The organism is Bacillus sp. FS02, from assembly GCF_024398395.1.
GTDB lineage: Bacteria > Bacillota > Bacilli > Bacillales > Bacillaceae > Bacillus > Bacillus altitudinis.
Window position 1 is genome coordinate 1505231 of record NZ_CP074101.1, and the last position, 19496, is coordinate 1524726.

General features: G+C 44.0%; 7 protein-coding genes and 1 riboswitch. All 7 genes read right to left on the reverse strand.

Annotation, left to right across the window (positions count from 1 at the left end; genetic code table 11):
* Window positions 1–8: 8 nt before the first annotated feature.
* Entirely contained in the window at window positions 9–10724 is a 10716-nt protein-coding gene (locus KFQ09_RS07620; protein ID WP_255836182.1) for a non-ribosomal peptide synthetase, read from the reverse strand.
* Between the two features lie 147 nt (window positions 10725–10871).
* Window positions 10872–10964: riboswitch (cyclic di-GMP riboswitch) on the reverse strand.
* 368 nt (window positions 10965–11332) lie between these two features.
* Window positions 11333–12136 (reverse strand): ABC transporter permease, encoded by an 804-nt coding sequence (locus KFQ09_RS07625; protein ID WP_008347828.1) that lies wholly within the window; start codon window positions 12134–12136, stop codon window positions 11333–11335.
* The gene (locus KFQ09_RS07630) at window positions 12129–12998 is read right to left on the reverse strand and encodes an ABC transporter permease (RefSeq protein WP_255836183.1); all 870 of its coding nucleotides are present in this window, start codon (window positions 12996–12998) and stop codon (window positions 12129–12131) included. The genes KFQ09_RS07625 and KFQ09_RS07630 overlap by 8 nt, the downstream gene beginning before the upstream one ends.
* The gene (locus tag KFQ09_RS07635) at window positions 12998–14086 is read right to left on the reverse strand and encodes an ABC transporter ATP-binding protein (protein ID WP_255836184.1); all 1089 of its coding nucleotides are present in this window, start codon (window positions 14084–14086) and stop codon (window positions 12998–13000) included. The genes KFQ09_RS07630 and KFQ09_RS07635 overlap by 1 nt, the downstream gene beginning before the upstream one ends.
* 8 nt (window positions 14087–14094) lie before the next feature.
* Window positions 14095–15180, reverse strand: coding sequence for an ABC transporter substrate-binding protein (locus KFQ09_RS07640; RefSeq protein WP_255836185.1), 1086 nt, complete (start codon window positions 15178–15180; stop codon window positions 14095–14097).
* Window positions 15177–17162: a hydantoinase B/oxoprolinase family protein gene (locus KFQ09_RS07645; RefSeq protein WP_035390499.1), complete on the reverse strand. Its 1986-nt coding sequence runs from the start codon at window positions 17160–17162 to the stop codon at window positions 15177–15179. The genes KFQ09_RS07640 and KFQ09_RS07645 overlap by 4 nt, the downstream gene beginning before the upstream one ends.
* The gene (locus tag KFQ09_RS07650; RefSeq protein WP_255836186.1) at window positions 17152–19221 is read right to left on the reverse strand and encodes a hydantoinase/oxoprolinase family protein; all 2070 of its coding nucleotides are present in this window, start codon (window positions 19219–19221) and stop codon (window positions 17152–17154) included. The genes KFQ09_RS07645 and KFQ09_RS07650 overlap by 11 nt, the downstream gene beginning before the upstream one ends.
* Between the last annotated feature and the right edge of the window lie 275 nt (window positions 19222–19496).

Consider the following 19496-nt stretch of genomic DNA (forward strand, 5'->3'; position numbering starts at 1 on the left):
TCGTTTGCTTAAAATATATCCATTAGCTTTTCAAGTTCATCCATGGTCAGGTCATCGTCTCCTACATCACTAGGTGTAATTTGCGCTTCATCTTGTGATACACAATGTGAGATGAGTGCCTTCACGTTCTTTTCTAAAAGGTCCTTAAACTGTTCCATCGTTTGCTCTTCGAATTCAAGCTGGTGATAGGAAATCGTCATATGGAACAAGCCCTGTTCTACGAAACCAACAATATCTAATGCATGAGGTTTCTCTGATTCTGGACTTAATGATTGACCTGCCTGCCAAGTGGATCGACTTAGTTCACCCCCGCCAATCTGTTCATCAAACTGACCAAGATAGTTAAAGCTGATATCTGGCGTGACATCAAATGCGATACCGTCCTTCATTTTGTCAGGCGTTAAGTATTTTAAAACGCCATAGCCGATTCCCTTGTTCGGAATGTGTCTGAGCTCTTCTTTCAAAAGCTTGATTTGATACGAAAGATCCTCCGCATGCGACAAATCAAGTAGCACAGGATACATGCTCGTAAACCAGCCGATGGTCCGCGACACATTGACCGCCGGAAGGATGTCTTCCCTTCCATGTCCTTCAAGGTGAATTAAGTGTCTGTCTTCTCCTGTCCACTCTTTCAGGGTCAATCCTAAAGCGGTTAGCAAAATGTCATTGATTTCCGTATGGTACGCCTCATGTACTTCTGTCAGTAGACTGCGTGTTTCTTCCTCAGACAGCGTAAAGCGAATGGTTTTTGTATGCAGCATTCTTTGATCCTCTGTAACATGATCCTTTTGCAGAGGTGCAGTTAAATGCCCAAGTACCTTTTTCCAATAGTCCCTTTCTGCCAGCAGCTCATCTGACACTGCATATTCCGTCAACTTCTGGGCATATGCTTGGAATGAATGTGTTTTTTCAGGAAGGGTCAGCTCTTCCCCACGCTTCGCCTGCTCATAAAGAGCCATGAAGTCTTCAAGGAAAATACGCCATGACACACCATCAATGACAAGATGATGTACAACGAGCAATAAGTGATCTCCATGATCCGTACGGAAAATCGCAGGTTTGACTAATGGTCCCTCTGTTAAAGAAATACTCGCCTGCACTTCATTTGCCAGCTTTTCTACCTGCTCGATTTGCTGTGATCGTTCTCCTTGTACTTCTATCACGTCCACCGCTACATCGTTTTCGTCTACTCCACGATGACGCTGGATGATGCGTCCTTCTTCTATCGGATAAACCAATCGCAAAGCATCATGATGGGTCATCATCTGCTCGAGCACTTGCTTGACAAGCGCTTCATCCAAACCATTTGCCGCATGGAGCATAACGGACTGATTCCAATGATGCTGGCTGCTGAAGTTCCGTTCAAAGAACCAGCGCTGTATCGGTGTTAAAATAACCTCTCCTTCGACAGCTGACTGATCGGCTGTGAGAAGGTCCGCTTCTTCGATATATGGGCGAAGCTCCGCAATCGTTGGGTATTGGAAAAGCAGCTTCATATCGAGCCTCCAGCCCTCTTGCGTGAGTCTGCTTGCCATTTGGATGCCTTTAATCGAATCTCCGCCAAGGAAGAAAAAGTGGTCGTGAATACCAACTTGGCTGACGCCAAGTACATCTTCCCAAATGCCGCAAAGCAGTGTTTCCACTTCATCTCTTGGCGCTTCGTATGCTGTTTGATTCGCATCCACATCAGGTGCTGGCAGTGCTTTGAGATCGACTTTGCCATTTGCCGTCATCGGCAGTTGGTCTAGCTTGATGATCCATGATGGCACCATATATTCAGGTAAGGTGCGCTTTAGGCTTTCTTTCAAAGTGCCCGTTTCGTTATCTGTGATGACGTAAGCGACAAGAGCGTCTTGATCACTTGCGTCTTTGACCGTTGTCACGACGGCTTCTTGGACTGAATCCAGCGCAAGGAGCTGCGCTTCAATTTCTGACAGCTCAATACGGAATCCGCGGATGCTCACTTGATGGTCTTTTCTACCGAGATAGATCAGCTCGCCATCCTCTGTCCATTTCACCAAGTCGCCTGTACGGTACATGCGCTCTCCACGATAAAACGGATCTGGGACAAACCGTTTGTCCGTTTCCTCTGGTAGATTCCAATAGCCTCTTGCCAGTCCTTTCCCCGCAATCACAAGTTCACCCGGTACGCCTTGCGGCGAGAGGTCATATAACGAACCCATAATGTAAAAACGAGTATTGGCAATCGCTGTTCCGATAGGAAGCGTGCCTTGATCTGGATCAATGATCCCGCTTGTCGCCACGACCGTATTTTCTGTTGGGCCGTAGTTATTGACGAGTTTGTATGGAACGGGCTTCACCTGTTTCAGCTTGTCCCCGCCTGTCAGTAAGTAACGGAGAGAATGATTGTCCATCGACATAAACTGCTCACATAGCTGTGTTGGCAGGAACGCAATGGTAATGCCTTCGTCATTGAAATACGTATTGAGCTTGATCATATCGAGGCGAATCGCTTCGTCGATGATATGGAGCTCTGCGCCGGCGATCCACGTCGGGAACATCTCCCAAATGGAGGCATCAAAGCCAAAGCCGGCATATTTGGCGGTTCGGTCTTGTTTCGTCACCTGGAAGGCATCATTGTGCCAGTAGGCGAGATTGACAAGGGACTGGTGCTCGACCATGACACCCTTCGGCTGTCCAGTCGTTCCAGATGTGTAAATCATATAGGCGAGATCCGTTGGTTTGACAGGAACCTGAATCTCGTGCGCTTCTCCTTCTACCGCCTCTTCTATGAAGAGGGTATGACCTGTGAAAGAAGGTGGTGCAGTGAGCTCTTTCTGAATCAGAAGGACCTCTGCCCCGCAATCTTCCAACATGTAGGCAATGCGCTGCGCTGGATAATCGGCATCAATCGGCACGAATGCCGCACCTGCCTTGAGCACACCGAGAACAGCGGCTGTCATCTCGAGCGATGGACGCGTGAGAATGCCGATGCGGTCTCCCGGTTTTGTGCCGCTGGAAATGAGTCTTGCGGCGACTGTATTCGCCCGGTTGTTCAGTTCTTCATACGTCCAGCTTGTGCCGCAGAAGGCAGCGGCTTTTTGATGAGATACTTCCTGCGACTTCGCCTCAATCAATGCATGAACCGTTTGATCTGTCGGGACATTTAGGATAGGGCCTGACCATTCATCAAGCAGTTTTTGCTGTTGCGCTGGTGATAATAATTGCATCTGATCTAATAATTGATCTGGTGCTGACACCATTTGTTCGATCAAGTAAAGGAAATACTCCTTCCACTTCTCAATCGACGACCGTTCAAAGATAGAAGAATTAAAATCAAACACAAGCTCGATTTGATCGTCAGATTCGTTTCCAGTTAAGGTTAAGTCAAATTTGGCTATATTCTCATTGAATGATTGTGGAACAATGTGAAGTCCATCCATCGACAAGTCACGAATATCTGCATTTTCCATCGAGAACACCACATCAAAGATTGGATGGCGGCTTGTGTCGCGAACCGTTTGCACTTGGTCCACCAATTCTTCAAATGGGTAAAGTTGATGTTCATTTGCCGCTAACACAAGCTCATGAACTGTTGACGCAAATTGAGAAAATGTCTGATGTCCTTCTGGTTTTGTTCTGAGTGCCAGCGTATTCACAAACATGCCGATGACTGATTGAATATCAGGATGAGTTCTGCCCACCACTGGAGAACCGATCATGATGTCTTCTTGTCTCGAAAGCTTGCTTAAAAGTGTACTGTAGCAAGCAAGCAGCACTGTATACGTTGTACTGTTGAGTGATCTAACCAACTCATCCAATTGCGCTTTAAGCGCACCGTCTATAGAGAATTCGACGCGGTCCCCTTCAAACGTCTGAACCTTTGGTCTCGGAAGATCCTCAGGCAGCGCCAAAACAGGCAGTTCTCCTTGTAATTGTGCCAACCAAAACGCCGCTTCTTCCGCTTTTTTCACAAGAGATTCTTCACTGTTTGACCAAACCGCATAGTCCTTATATTGAATAGGCAATTCATCAAGTTCGTCTCCTCGATACAAGATCGATAGCTCATCAATTAAAATACCGACAGACGCACCATCTGAAATGATGTGGTGCATATCAATCAACAAATAATGAACACTCTCCGATTCAGACACAAGCCCCACTCTAAGCAGCGGCGCTTTTTCTATATCAAATGGACGGATAAAATCATTCATTAATTGCTGAATGTCTCGGCCTTCCCCTTCGATGTTTTCAATGTTCACAGAAACATTCGTTTCAATTCGCTGAACAGGTTCACCCTGAACGAAGTCAAAGCTCGTACGGAATGCTTCATGACGATGAACAAGCTGGTCAATGGCTTTTTTAAATCGTTTTTCATCAAATACACCTTCAAGCTTTAAAGCAGCTGGCATATGATAGCTCTGCTCGGCATCTGTCATTTTTTGCAGAACAAACAATCTTTTCTGAGCAGATGTCACAGGATAAAAAGCCGCTTCTTCCGCTTTTTCCACTCGCCTGATTTCAGTTCGATCTGTTTGATCCACCGCAAGGGCAAACGCCTCTAAAGTGGGTGATTCAAATAATGTTTTCAAAGTACATTCCACATGCATCTCTTCATAGAGCCTGTTCAGCATTTTCATGCCGCGCAGTGAATGACCACCGCATTCAAAGAAATGATCACGTCTGCCGATTTTCGGAACTTCAAGAACTTCCTCCCAAATGTGTGCCAATATACGCTCTGTATCTGATTGAGGAGGGACGTATTCATTTGAAGCCTGCTCACTTACATCAGGTACCGGTAATGCTCGTCTATCTACCTTGCCATTCCCCGTTAGTGGCAGCTCGTCTAATTGCATGAAGAAAGCTGGCATCATATAAACAGGGAGTTCTCGTCCTGCTTGCTCACGTAAATCCGACAGCGGAACAGCACCTTCTGCTGTGAAATATGCACACAATGTATCATTTGATAACGCAATGACAACGGCTTCCTTCACTTGCAGATGCTGCAATAGCTGGTGTTCAATTTCGCCAAGCTCGATACGCTGACCTCGAATCTTGACTTGATGATCGATTCGCCCAATGAATTCAATATCTCCATTTGACAGCCATCGTGCGAGATCGCCCGTTTTGTACATGACTTCACCAGATCGGAAAGGATTTTCAACAAACTTTTCGCTCGTTAGTTCTGGCTGGTGATAATACCCCTTGACCAGTCCGTCACCTGCGACACAAAGCTCTCCAGCTACTCCCGGCGGCTGCACATGTCCAAACTCATCGACAATATAAACAGCCGTTTGACTCACCGGCTTTCCGATCGGAATCGACAGTGCTTGTTCTTCAATGTGATTCACCGGATAATACGTTGTGAAAATTGTGCTTTCAGAAGGTCCATACATATGAATAAGTTTGTCTTCTCCAACCGTTTCAAGGGCTGCCACAACATGCGGCACAGAAGCACGTTCCCCGCCAAACAGCACTTTTCTGACGTTTTTTAGGCTGCCTTTTTTCATATCAATCAGTAAGTGAAATAGAGCGGTCGTGATCATTAAAATACTGACTTTTTCCTTCTCAATCGCGCCAGAAAGCTCATTCATATTTAAAATGTGATCCTTTGGCAAAACAATGAGTTTCGCTCCGTTCAATAAAGCGCCAAACACATCAAACATAAATGCATCAAATACATAGTTTGAAAGGCTCATCACCGTGTCTTCATGATGAATGGTGAGATAATTCGACTGCTTCACTGTTCTCAAAATGTTCCGATGCGTCACCATGTTCCCTTTAGGTTTGCCTGTCGTACCAGATGTGTAGGTCAAATTCGCCAAGTCCAAAGGCGAAACACATACAACTGGATTGCTCTCTGACTGCTGATCAACGGCTTGATCTTCTGTTTCTATGATTTCCCCTTCAAACGCAGTAAGCACAGAGCGATGACGCAGCACCTGATGGGTCAGGACAAACTGTGCACCACTATCTGTCAAAAAGTGCTTGATGCGCTCATCAGGGAAGTCAGGATCGATTGGCACATAGACACCGCCAGCCTTTAGCACAGCTAAAACCGACAACACCATCTCATTGGAACGTTCAAAGAATAAAGCCGCTGTCATCCCTTTTTCAAAACCATGTTCACGTAAATAATGAGCCAGCTGGTTCGCTCTGTGATTCAGCTCTTGATAAGAAAGAACCACGTCTTTATATTGCAAAGCAGGTTGATGACCGTGCTGCTGTACTTGCGATTCAAATTGCGTCACAATGGTTTCTTCCACAGGATAAGGCGTAGGTAACGGGTTCCACATCTTCAATTGAGCCGCTGCTTCTTGTTCAGAGAGTAAGCGGTATGATTGAATCGCTTGCTCCGGCATTTCGACCATCTGCTCCAGAAGATAAACATAATGCTTGAGCAGCTGCTCGGCTGTACTTCGTTTAAATAACGCCGTACTGTAATCGAGAACAAAGGAAAGACCATGACTTGACTCCATCGCTTGAAGTGTGAGATCAAACTTTGCAATATGGAAATTGGTTTCCTCGACTTCGACTTTCATCTCTCCAATATGCTGGGCTGTTGAATGATCTGGCGTTAGAGTAAAGACCGTATCAAATAATGGATGGCGGCTAAAATCTCTTTGCACATTTAGCTTTTCAAGCAGCCGCTCGAATGGATATTGCTGATGCTCAAACGCCCTCATCGTCTTTTCCTTTACTTGCTCAATCAACTGCGTCATTGAACCGTTCGGATCTACCTCTGAACGTAAAGCAAGTGTTTGGACAAACATGCCGATCATGTCATTCAAATCTGCATGCACCCTGCCTGCTGTTGGCGTCCCCACCACAAACTCCTTTTGACCTGTGTATTTCGCAAGCAATGTATAGTAAGCAGAAAGCAACACGGTATACAGCGTCGTATGATGATTCGCTGCAAGTTCCTGCAAACGGCCTGTTAACGTCTCATCGATGTTTCTGAGAACGCGGTCTCCAGTGAAAGACTGGACAGCCGGACGCTGATAATCCGTTAGCAGCTGCAAAGCAGGGATATCTCCTGAAAATTCTTTCAGCCAGAATGCTTCATCGATTTGACCGCCTTGCTCTGCCTGTTGTTCTTGCCAAACAGCATAATCTTGATATTGAAGCTTCAATGGCGCTTTCACTAATCCCTCATATGCGTCAGACAACTCACGTAGCATCAAATCAATTGAAAGACCATCTGAAATCAGATGATGCATATCGAAATAGAGAAGATGCTCCTGGTCATGTAAAGACTGTAGCCCAACACGCAAAAGCGGAGCCTGCTCAAGATAAAAAGGTCGGACGAATTGACGCATGTTCTCTTCCATCGTGCTGCCTGTCACCTGTTCTATTTGAAATGGGACGGATGAAGCTACCCGCTGACGAGGGACTCCTTTGACTGTATGAAAAGAAGTGCGCAGCACATCATGACGTGCGATCAGTTTTTCAAAAGCTCCCTCCAACTTCTCTCGTTGCAGCGTTCCTCTTAATTTCACAACGGCAGGCATATGATAGGCGATGCTCTGCTCCAGCTGAGTCACCATATAAACACGCTGCTGCGCTGGTGACAGTGGATAATCGGCGGCAGTCGGTGCTTTCGGTATGACCACTTGTGAAGACTTTTCCGCTTGTTCAATATAAACAGCAAGTGCTGCAATCGTTTGCTGTTCAAATAAAACAGATAAAGGGACCTCCACTTGAAAAGCCCGCTGAACGAGTGTAAGAACTTTCATCGCTTTGAGTGAATGCCCGCCTAGGTCAAAGAATGAGTCGTACACACCTATGCTCTCTTGATGAAGAACGTCTTCCCACAAACGAACAAGCTTCGTTTCTACATCGTTTCTAGGCGCTACATAAACAGCACTGACAGCCTTATCCCCTTTTAATGCAGCAAGCGCACGCCGGTCGACTTTCCCGCTAACTGTTAGTGGAAATGCCTCAAGCTGCTTGAAATAAAGCGGCATCATATAAGCTGGCAGCTGATGTTTGATAGCGGCTTGCAGGGTGTCCACGGAAAGAAATTCTTGTCGTGCTTGATAGTAAGCACTTAAAGCCTTTCCACCGTCCGGTTCATCCACGACAAGGACGACAGCCTGATCGACTCCGTCTACCTGCTCCATGACTGCCTCAATTTCACCTATTTCGATGCGGTAACCTCTTATTTTTACTTGGTCATCTATTCTTCCAAGATAATCAATTGTGCCGTCTGGAAGCCATCTCACTACATCACCTGTGCGATACATTCGATCTTCAGGGAAAAATGGATCTGTTCTGAATGCCTTCTCCGTCAATTCAGGCTGATTCACATAGCCCCGTCCAACTCCTATTCCCGCAATGCATAGTTCTCCCACAGCTCCCTGCACCTGTAGTTGTTCATGTTCATTTAAAATATAAATCCGGTGATGGCCCAGTGGCTTTCCAATTGGCACATAGCGCTGTTCTGGTGACTTCTGCAGCTCACTGAGATCTAGACGGTGAACCGCCGCATCCACACACGTTTCTGTCGGACCATACACATTCCACAAGGCAAAATCCGGCTGGCTAACACGCACAGCTTCAATCAGCGCCTGCGCTGCTTTCGCAGGGAGTGCTTCTCCCCCAATCAGCATATGAGTCAGTGCAAGCCCGTCCAAATCAGCTGCAAGTAAAAGCTGCACATGTGCTGGCGTTCCATCTGTTGCTTTGATTTGATGTTCTTTGTAATAAGCCGCTAGCTGTACACCGTTTCGTGTCGTTTCTCTTGGCACAATATGAAGCGTATGTCCAAATAAAAGAGCAGCAAAGATTTGTTTAACAGATGCATCGAAATGGAATGGTGCAAGAAGCGCCACTTGAAGCTGATTTGCCCCCTCATACACTTCGTGATGCAGGGCATAAACCAAATGATGCAGCTGAAGATGCTCGATCATCACTCCCTTCGGCTTTCCAGTCGTACCCGATGTATAAATGAGATAAGCCAAATCCTGTGATGTCGTCTGATCGATCAGCTCAGGCAGCGGACGATCTTCTAATTCCATATGCTGCTGGACAATCATTTTTTCCGCAATAGATGAATATCGCTGAACAAACGATTCTTCTGTTAAAACGATAGAAGCACCGGAATCTTCTACAATAAATTGAATGCGTTCCTCAGGTAATGCCGGATCGATCGGTACATATGCACCACCAGCTTTTAATATCCCAAAAATGGCAGCCATCGCATCTGCCGTCCGTTCCATTAAAACGGCAACTGGCACATCACCCGAGACACCTTTCATCTGTAAAAATCGTGCCAGTTTGTCCGCTTTTTGATACAGCTCTCCATAAGTGAACGTTCCATTTTCCGCAACCACAGCTGCCCGTTCTGAATACTTTTTAGCTGCCTCATCAAATAAGTGGTGAACTGGTTTCGCTCCTGGTAAATCAAATGCTTCTCCCTTAGATAATTGAAGCAGCTGCTTTTGTTCATCTGCTGGCAGTAAAGAGAAAGCCCCAATTAGCTGATCTGGCTGAGAGACTGCCGCCTCCAGCAAAATGATCAATCGATCAAACAGCTTACTCATATCATCTTCACTAAATAGGTCTGTACGGTAATCCAAATCAATGGTCAATGTATCTGTATCCCAGCGGTCTTTCACATGAATCGATATATCATTCATCCCGCTTCCACTAAAAATCGGCTCCGTAATGAACGAAAGATTCTCTTTTTTCTGCCACTGCATGACCTGATACTCTAAAGAAATATCAAACAGGCGTCCTGTAAATCCATCTCTTTCCCTTAAATCATTCATGAGCACATTGTAAGGATATTTTTGATGACGCAAGATCTTCATCTGATCCGCCATGACCTGCTTCACGAAATCAAGAAACGTGAGGGATCCTTGCACAGATGCGCGCATCGGAATGGTCGACACAAACATCCCAATCATCTTTTTTTCCTTTGCATTTGTCCGATTGCCCATAAAAGTTCCAAGGACCACATCCTCCATGCCGCTAAATCGGTGCAAGTAAATATAGACAGCGGACATAAACATAGAAAGCATACTGACTTTCTCTTCTTCACAAAAGACTCGAAGCTTCTCCTTTAAAGAATCAGGAATATCCCCTGAAAATCTCTCCGCATGTAAGCTCATCTCGTAACCTTTATGCGGTGTTAAAGAAGCGAAATCTGGAATATTGGAAAATTGCTCGTTCCAAAAAGCTTGGTCTTTCTGAAAACGTTTAGAAGATTCATACGTTTGCTCACTCATGATGTGATCAACGAAGGAAATGTCTTCAATTGGGGAGATGTCTGTCCCCTGCAGCATGTCATGGTATAGATCAATGATTCGATTTCCCATCAAGATAATTGAAATACCATCAGCCACAATATGATGTGCTTTACAGAACAGCCAGCACTCTTGATCACTGATTTGAAAGACCGTAAATTCAATTAAGGAACGATCAATCAGTTCCATCGGCTCACGAATCTCCTCGTTCGCCCACGCTCTGACTTCCTTTTCACTCCAGCCTTTCACCAAACGAATCGGCTGTTTTTCATATGGCTTGATATATTGAACGGGCTCCTCCTGCTCATGTCGATACACCAGCCTTAAACGAAGAGAATCAGTTTCACGAATGTACGCTTGAAGCACATCCACGATCAAAGAAGGATTTAGACCTGATACCGATCTTAACTTGGCAAACCCACCCAAATTAGAAATACTTGTGCCTGGATAAAATCTTTCCGTGTAGAATACTCGCTTTTGCGCATGTGTTAAGGGGTAATAAACTGTACTCATTCTCATCCTCCGCTCTTCTATGTTTTCTCCACCAACTGTGATACCCTGCACCCTCTATATCAAAAGAACCAAGTCTATTTCATTAAAATAGACGGAATAACAAAAAAGGAGCCCACCCCGAATAAAACGGAGGGACTCCCATTTTGATTCGGTAACCTGCCGACCATAGTAAAAAAGCAACTTTTACCTTAGGACATGGCTTTGCGTCTCTATGTTTCCATAGATTTGCCTTTTTCTTCTTTTCTTTTAGATATTTTCTATTTACGTCCACTTTATATGAAATTATTGTTTTTTTCACCGAAAAATGGGTGTAAAGATTCATGCGTTATGCCGAAGGGATCACATCATAATTTACGATATTTACCGAAAATAACTAATAATAGTTGCGTTCCACCGAAAATAAATGACCAATTACCGCAAAAATTTCATGTTTTTCCTTAAATTTTGCAAATATGACCGAAAATGTAGGAGAGAGGTCTCCTATCACGCCTCGCATTTTCTTAAACCTTAAGAACTACATTCCATAAAACTTTGAATATTTTTACCATAAAAAACAATACAAAAAGAGCTGTCATTTCAAATGACAGCTCCTTGTTTCTTCATTATATTTACATCACCTTAGACAGACCAATCGTTTTCTCAATAATGAGCAACGCAATGATAGAAATGATAATAAATATGACAGATATCGCATTGACACTCGGATCAAAAGTTTGCTCAATGTAATTAAACGTCCTCACGGGAATCGTAATGGTTTGAGGTGAAGAAACGAACAAACTAATCGAGATTTCACCAAATGATGTCACAGCAGAAAACACCCCACCTGCGATAATACCAGGCTTAATCAAGGGCAGTGTCACACGAAAGAAAGTACGTATGGGCCCTGCACCAAGATTCATGGAAGCTAGCTCAAGACGTGGATCAAGATTTGAAACACTGACACCCACGGTTCGTACAACATAAGGAAAACCAATGATGACATGCCCAATGACTAATGCCCACAAAGACCCTGTAAAACCCATAGCCGTAAACAAATACAGCATCGCAATCCCTAATACCACCTGAGGAATCATAAGAGGTGACAAAATAAAGGCTTGAACAGCTTCCTTTCCCTTAAAGGAAAGCCTTGCTAAAGCATAAGAAGCCATCGTTCCTAAAAGAACAGTAAGAGGCGTCACAATCAATAACAGAATTACGCTGATACGCAAAGATTCCATCCATTCTGGATTCGACACGACCTCATGAAACCAGCGAACGGAAAACGAAGTCGGCGGGAATTCAGGAAAGGCATTCGGACTAAAAGCAGAAAGAACAATGACAAGAACAGGTACGGTTAAAAAGAGATAAACGAGTGAGCCTGCGGTCCATATCAGAACCGAAAGCAAACGGTCACTTATTGATTTTTTACGCATGCATCCTCGCCTCCCAACGCTTCAATAGATAGCTTAATAGACTGACGACCGCTAGCACACAAATCAATAAAGTAAAGGACATCGCAGCGGCAAGAGGCAAATTATACACCTGCATGACCTGCTGATAAATGGACAGTGGCAAGAGCGGCTGCATCCGTCCGCCGACTAGCAGAGGGGTAATATAGCTTCCTGCTGCAAGTGAGAAGACAATAATTGCTCCGGTGATCATGCCTGGAATCGTAAGCGGCAAGGTCACATGAAAAAATGTCCGAATACGACCAGCACCAAGACTCATAGAAGCCGGTCTTAAGTGACGGTCCATATCCGTTAAGCTCGTTGCAATAGGCAGCACTGCAAAAGGCAGCATCACTTGAACATAAGCAATAATGACCGCATTCATATTCCACAGCATCGATAGCGGTTTCTCAATCAGATGTAAATCGATCAGCATGCCATTGATCAAGCCATTTTGCGAAAGAAGAACGATCCATGCAAATGTCCGAATGACGACACTCGTCAAAAGCGGCGATACAAGTAAGATATAGAAAAAAGCCCGCAATCTTGGGTGAGGTGCTTTCACTAGCACATAAGCTGCTGGATATGCCATCAATAAACAAATCACCGTTGTCTGTAAGGCCACCCACACAGTACTTCCAATTGCTTTCACATATGCATCTGTCGTAAATACATGTAAATATTGAGACAAACTATAGGATTGTAACGTATTCATCATCGAATCCACATCACGCAAACTGAGGACAAACATCATCACAAGCGGAGCAAGAAGGAATACAACTAGAAACAAACAAGCTGGCAGCAGCATAAACCAATGAAAGCGCTGATTCTTTTTTTTGATTCTCATCACGTATGCACCTTCGAATCTAAGAACACAATATCTTCAGGTTGCCAATGAATATGCACAGTTTCTCCAACTCGAGGCAGCTCGGGAAATGCTGCGTCTGATGCATGGACAATGATTTCACCTTGATTAAGCCCAACGACCAAACGTAAAGAGTGCCCAATATAACTGACATCTGCCAACACGCCTGTGACATGATTTGGCTGAACTTCCTCCCCGCCAGAAGATAACTTGATTCTCTCAGGACGCAGCATGAGTAAATGCTTCTCGCTCTTCTCTTTAAATGCGGCTTTTAGCTGAACTTGCTTCCCGTTTGATTGAATGAAATGTGGAACAGTGTATGTGGAAGTAACTTCATCATACTTCGCTTCAAATAGATTGACCTGTCCGATAAATTCAGCAACAAAACGATTATTTGGCTGACGATATACTTCTAAAGGTGTCCCAATCTGCTGAATTTTCCCCTCACCTAATATCCCAATTCGGTCAGAAAGACTTAGGGCTTCCTCCTGATCATGCGTCACAAGAATAGTCGTAATTCCGACATTCCGTTGAATATTTCGCAGCTCCGTCTGCATATTTTTTCTTAGCTTTGCATCTAGGTTACTGAGTGGTTCATCCAGAAGGAGAACAGCCGGCTGGATAGCAAGTGCACGTGCAATTGCGACCCGTTGCTGCTGACCACCACTTAATTGGTGCGGCATACGTTTGGCAAATGACTCTAATTGAACAAGAGCCAAACTCTCCATCACCTTTTGCTTGATTTCCGCCTTCTTTTTCTTTTGAACCTTCAACCCATATGCAACATTATCAAATACGGTGAGATGTGGGAAAAGTGCATAGCTTTGAAAGACCATCCCCGTTTTTCTTTGATAAGGAGGTAAAGTCGTCACATCCTGATCACCAATATAGACGACTCCTTTTGTCGGTTCTAAAAAACCACCAATGATATTGAGTAAAGTTGATTTTCCGCAGCCACTAGGGCCAAGAAGGGAGAAAAACTCTCCCTCTTTTACCGTAAGACTGACATCATCAAGAGCAATCTGCTCGCCAAAATGCTGGCTGATATGTTCTAAATTGATTCCACTCATGCGATCACCTATTTTCCTCCGCCTAATACTTCATTCCATCGATTTGTCCATTGACCGAGCTCCGAGGTCGCTGTTTCGTAATCTACCCAAGTCAGCTTGCTATAATAATTTTCGCCAACCTTCACTTTCCCCTTAATTTTGTCTCCGTATTTCACATCAGAATTCGACATGCCATAGTAAGATTTTTCTGAGAAGGCTTCTTGAGCTTCTTTCCCGCTAAGGTAGTTTAATAGCTTATAAGCCGCTTCCTCATGCTGACTTCCCTTTGTTAACGCCCAGCTCGCAACTGCTGCCACAGCGCCTTCTTTCGGATATGAGAATCCAATATCCATCCCTTCTTCTTCAAGTGCAAATGCTCGGCCATCCCAATATGGAACTGCCGTCACGTCACCACGTTCTAACAGCGTTTGAATAGACCCTGGGTTATCAGGAAAAGCAGCTACACGCCCTTTTAATTGTGCTAGGCTTTTAAATGCTTTATCAATATCCTTAGGATTTGATTCTGTCCCTCCTTGAGCATGGACAAGTGCAGAGAAAAATTGTAAGCCCGCTGAATAAGTTGGGGAAGAAATCGCCACTTTCCCTTTCAGCTGATCGCTCCATAAATCTGTCCAGCTGTTTGGCTCCTGTTTGACAAGATCTTTTCTATAAGCAATTCCAAGCTGTCCCATACTAAAGCCTGCTGCATATTGTTTTCCATCAACAGTGAGTTTCTTTTGAACAGAACGATAAAGCTTTTTCACATTCGGTGCTTGATCTTCATCAATAGGCGCAAGAACGTTTGCCGCAATACCTCTTTGAATCGTATCAGGCTGTAAAATAAGCAAATCATACGGTGGATTTTTACCATTAGATGCTTTTAATTTTGTAAACCATTCAGAATCTGCCCCAGAGACCGTTTGTACTTTAATGCCTGTATCCTTTTCAAACTTTTCGAGGATTGGCTTAATATTCTTTTCCCAATCCCCTCCGTAGACACCAACGACCACAGTCTGCTGCTGTTTACTTTGGTCCTGCCCATTTCCACCGCATGCAGACAGCAGTATCATGATGGATAGGACACCTGCAAATATGGTCATTAATCTTCTTTTCATAATTCGTTTCCCCCTTTTTGTTGATTCAACTGATGAAGTGCTTGAATAATATCCATCTTTGTTAACGGTTCTTGTCTATGACTAAAATGAGAATGAACCGCATGTTTATAGTGCGTACGCTCATTTGCTGGGTATGAACGAAGCTGCACAGCAAGCTCACTGCTGGCTTCGTCTGTCCACACTTTCTCATAAGCTGCTCTTTGTTTTCCAAAATCCCAAGCGACAGCATCAGCATCATTCATCTTTTCACGAAGCCTGCTCGTCTGTTCGTCATCAATTTTCCATTCATTATGATCTCGATAGACTTTGACGCCATATTGCTGAAGTGCTCTTTCTTCACTTAATAGCCCTGCTTCCACTTCATGAAGGACTTTTTCTTTCGTTCTAGCAAATGGATTCCCCCATCCTCCTCCACTTGGTGAAACCAATTGAACAATATCGCCTTTTTCAAGACGCATGACATCAATTTTCGGCTGGTTTTGTGTCTCCCCATTTGGTTTGGTCAATTTCACCTCACCAATTGCTCCTGCACGTCCGCCCATTAACCCCCAAGGTTGAAACTTCATTCGTTCCATTCCTCGTGCCGTCACCATCGATTCTGGCTTGATCATTTCAAATTCTAAACCAATCGCATGTCCCCCTCTATGTTCCCCTGCTCCACCTGTGTTTGGCAACAGTTCATATCGGTGTACATGAATATCAATATGCTGTTCCAAGCTCTCAATGGGTGTATTTTTTAAAAATCCTGACGAATGATCAATTCCATCTACTCCATCAGTCCCTTTTTGAGCACCGCCGCCTCCGCCTAACGGTTCGACCACAGACATTTTTCTGCCTCCTGTTTGATCATCAGGAACAGAGAGAACGACGATAGCGGATTGACCTGCACCTGCCGCCGGCACTGCTTCAGGCAACAGCTTACCAATAGCACCTAGCACGACATTATACAGTCTCATTGTAATGGAATGCCGAATACCGACAGAAGCCGGATATTCTGGATGGACAAGCGTTCCTTTAGGTGAAATCACGTCTATCGGATACGTAATCCCACCATTAATCGGAATAAAAGGATCTTTACTAATAATGTAATTGATCAACCCTTGATATAAAAAGGAGTGCTTTTGACCATTGGTGACAAGATTAAAAGCTGTCTTAACTTGCGGGTCACACTCAGAGAAGTCCAGTGTCAGCTGTTTCCCTTTGACCGTCAGCTTGATCTTTAATCGGATCGGCACGTCCGAAATCATATCATCATCCAAGTAATCAGCGAATTCACTCGTTCCATCAGGGATGGCTTCAATGACTTTTCCTGCGCGATCCTCTGCTTGCTTCAGCAGATCAATCATTCCTTGCTTCACTTCGTTTTTTCCGAATTTCTCGATCATTTCTTTTAGTCTGATTTCTGCTGTATTAACAGCGGCAATCATCGCATTAATATCGCCATCATTTAAATGACTCGCCCGGCTATTAGCTCTTAAAAAGGTACGAACAACCTGATTCTCTTTTCCACCTTCATAGATTTTCACTGGTGGAATTCTTAATCCTTCCTGATGAACATCTGTTGCAGTTGGAGAAATGCTTGAAGGGACAAGACCTCCCACATCACTTACATGAACAAAAGACCAGGCATAGCTGACAATTTCATCTTCTATAAAAATGGGTTTGATGATATGGACATCTGGCAAATGAGTCGCTAAACCGTTTGTCGTATAAGGATCATTTGTGATGATAATGTCACCCGGCTGCATCGGTCCGCTTTCTTCAATCGCTTTTTTGAGACTCAGCCCTAAAAAGATCGTGACACCGACTGTTTTTGGGTAAACAAAGAAATCTCCAGAAGGCGTGGCTAATGCTGTAGCAAAATCCGCCGATTCTTTTACGAATGTTGTAAAGGATGTCCGCTCAATGACATGTCCCATGCCTGATGCAATTGCATTAAAATAACTCCTCATCATCTCAAGCTTTGCTGGATCAGTTCCCATGTAAAGCCGCCTCCCTTGAAATCACCAAGTTTCCTGAATGGTCTATGCTGCCTGCCCAGTTTGGCAAAATCAATGTTGTCGTATCATCTTGCTCAATGATGGCAGGTCCTTTCACAACAGCGCCTAATGACAAAGTACTCCGATTGTAAACAGATGCTTCGTACTCTTTTTCTTCTATAAAGATTCGTCTGTATGATTGTGGTATTAAAGGCTGTCCGCTGCTTTCATCAACAGAAGAGAAAGGCAGTGGAGGCGTTTCACCTATAACCCGAACTCGCAAATGAGTAAATTCAATGTTCGCCTGATCATCTCTATGGCCATATTGACGCTCATGTAGGCTGTGGAAAGCTTCAATCAGATGATAGACGTCTTGTTCCTGCTTTAGCCAATCCACCGATAATGGCAATTCAATCTCAAATGCCTGTCCTTGATAGCGGGCATCTGCTAATAACAAAATGGACGTTTGTTTGATATGTTGAATGTTTTGCTGGCTGAACCAACCCGTTGCTTTGCGAGAAAGCATTTCATAATCTTGTTTTAATTCGTCAAGCGTATAGTCTTGTAAGCAGATTTTCTTAGACAACACAGCATCATGGATAAAATCGGCTGTAAGTGCACCTAGCGCACATAATGTCCCTGGACTTGGAGGGACGACCACATTTTTCGCATGAATTTCTCTCGCAAGGAAATTCGCGACAACAGGCCCTGCCCCGCCAAATGCTAGCAAACTAAAATCTCTAGGATCAAACCCTTGCTGCTCCATGACATTGCTTAGTTCTGTGTACATATTGGCAACAGCCACTTGAATCAACTGGTCAGCCGCCTGTTCGACCGTTTTATGAAGTTGATCAGCAATTGGCTGAAAGGCTATTTCCGCTGCAGACCGCTTCAATTGTAAATGTCCTCCGGCAAACCGATCTTGATTGAGGTAACCGCATATGAGAAATGCATCGGTTAAAGCAGCTTTTTTTCCCTTTCCATACGAAGCCGGTCCAGGCTGCGAGCCAACTGATTCCGGTCCTGCTTTAAGAAGCCCGCCTTGATCAAGCCATGCGACAGAACCTCCGCCAGCCCCTATCGAATACATTGCAACAGATGGAAGAATGATCGGAAATCCTGAAAGCTGATTCGATTGAGCCATTGTAGGCTGCCCATTTTGAATGATCGAGATATCTGCACTTGTGCCACCAACATCAAACGTAATTAAATTGGGTTCATTTGCAGATGTTGCAATTCTTGCCGCACCAATTACACCAGCTGCCGGGCCAGAAAAAAGTGTTTTAACGGGTGAAGTGGCTGCACTTTCTGCATCCATTAAACCACCATTTGATTGGGTAATGTATGGAGAAATTGGTACACCTTCTTCTTTCAAACGGTTTTTCAACGTTTGTAAATATTGTTTCACCTTTGGTTGAATGTACAAATTGACAACAGACATCACTGTCCGCTCATATTCCCTCATTTGGGGCCATAACTCAGAAGACGTCAGGACTTCTAACTGTGGGTAATGATGATGAATATAGGCTTTTGCCTGTAATTCATGAACTGGATTCTGATAGCTATGTAAAAAAGAAATGACAATGCCTGCTAGTTTTTTAGAGATGACCTGCTGGACAGCATCATCTAATTGCTGCAGTTGGAGAGGTTTTTTGATCGAACCATCGTGTATGAGCCTTTCAGAGATTGGATATACATGTTTTCGTGGTATCAATGGTTCTGGCAATTGAGAATTGAAGTCATAAGGAATGGGTAGACGTAAACGCTGTAATGACAAAATGTCTTGAAAACCTTCCGTTACAAAAAGGGCTAAATCTGCTCCCTTTCTCTGCAATAATGTATTAAGACCGATTGTCATCCCGTGTACGAGATATTGTATTTTGGATAAATCGACACCTCTTTCTTTTAGAAGTTTCAGCCCATTGATAATTCCTTGAGCTGGGTCATCTGTCACTGTAGGTGTCTTGAGTTCAGTCAGCTCCCCTGTCGCTTCATTCATCAGCGATAAATCAGTAAATGTTCCACCTATGTCTATTCCGAGCCGATAAGAGACATCCGCCATTTGTACTTCCCTCCTGCAATGTAATTGGAATCATATTTTGATAAATTACGACATTTTTTGATATTTGACTCCATATTATTAAAGCATATCGGTCTAGTCAATTTTATTTTTTTGAAATTTCTGTGTGTTAAAATCTTGAAATTAGCCTAAAAACCAATCATAAAGCCATTTTGCATCAGCATATATGTTTTTTGAGCAGCAAAATTAAATTTTTATGAGTTTGTACAACGAGGAAAAGAGCATAAACAGGTAAAAAACGTTTTTCGAACTTTAAA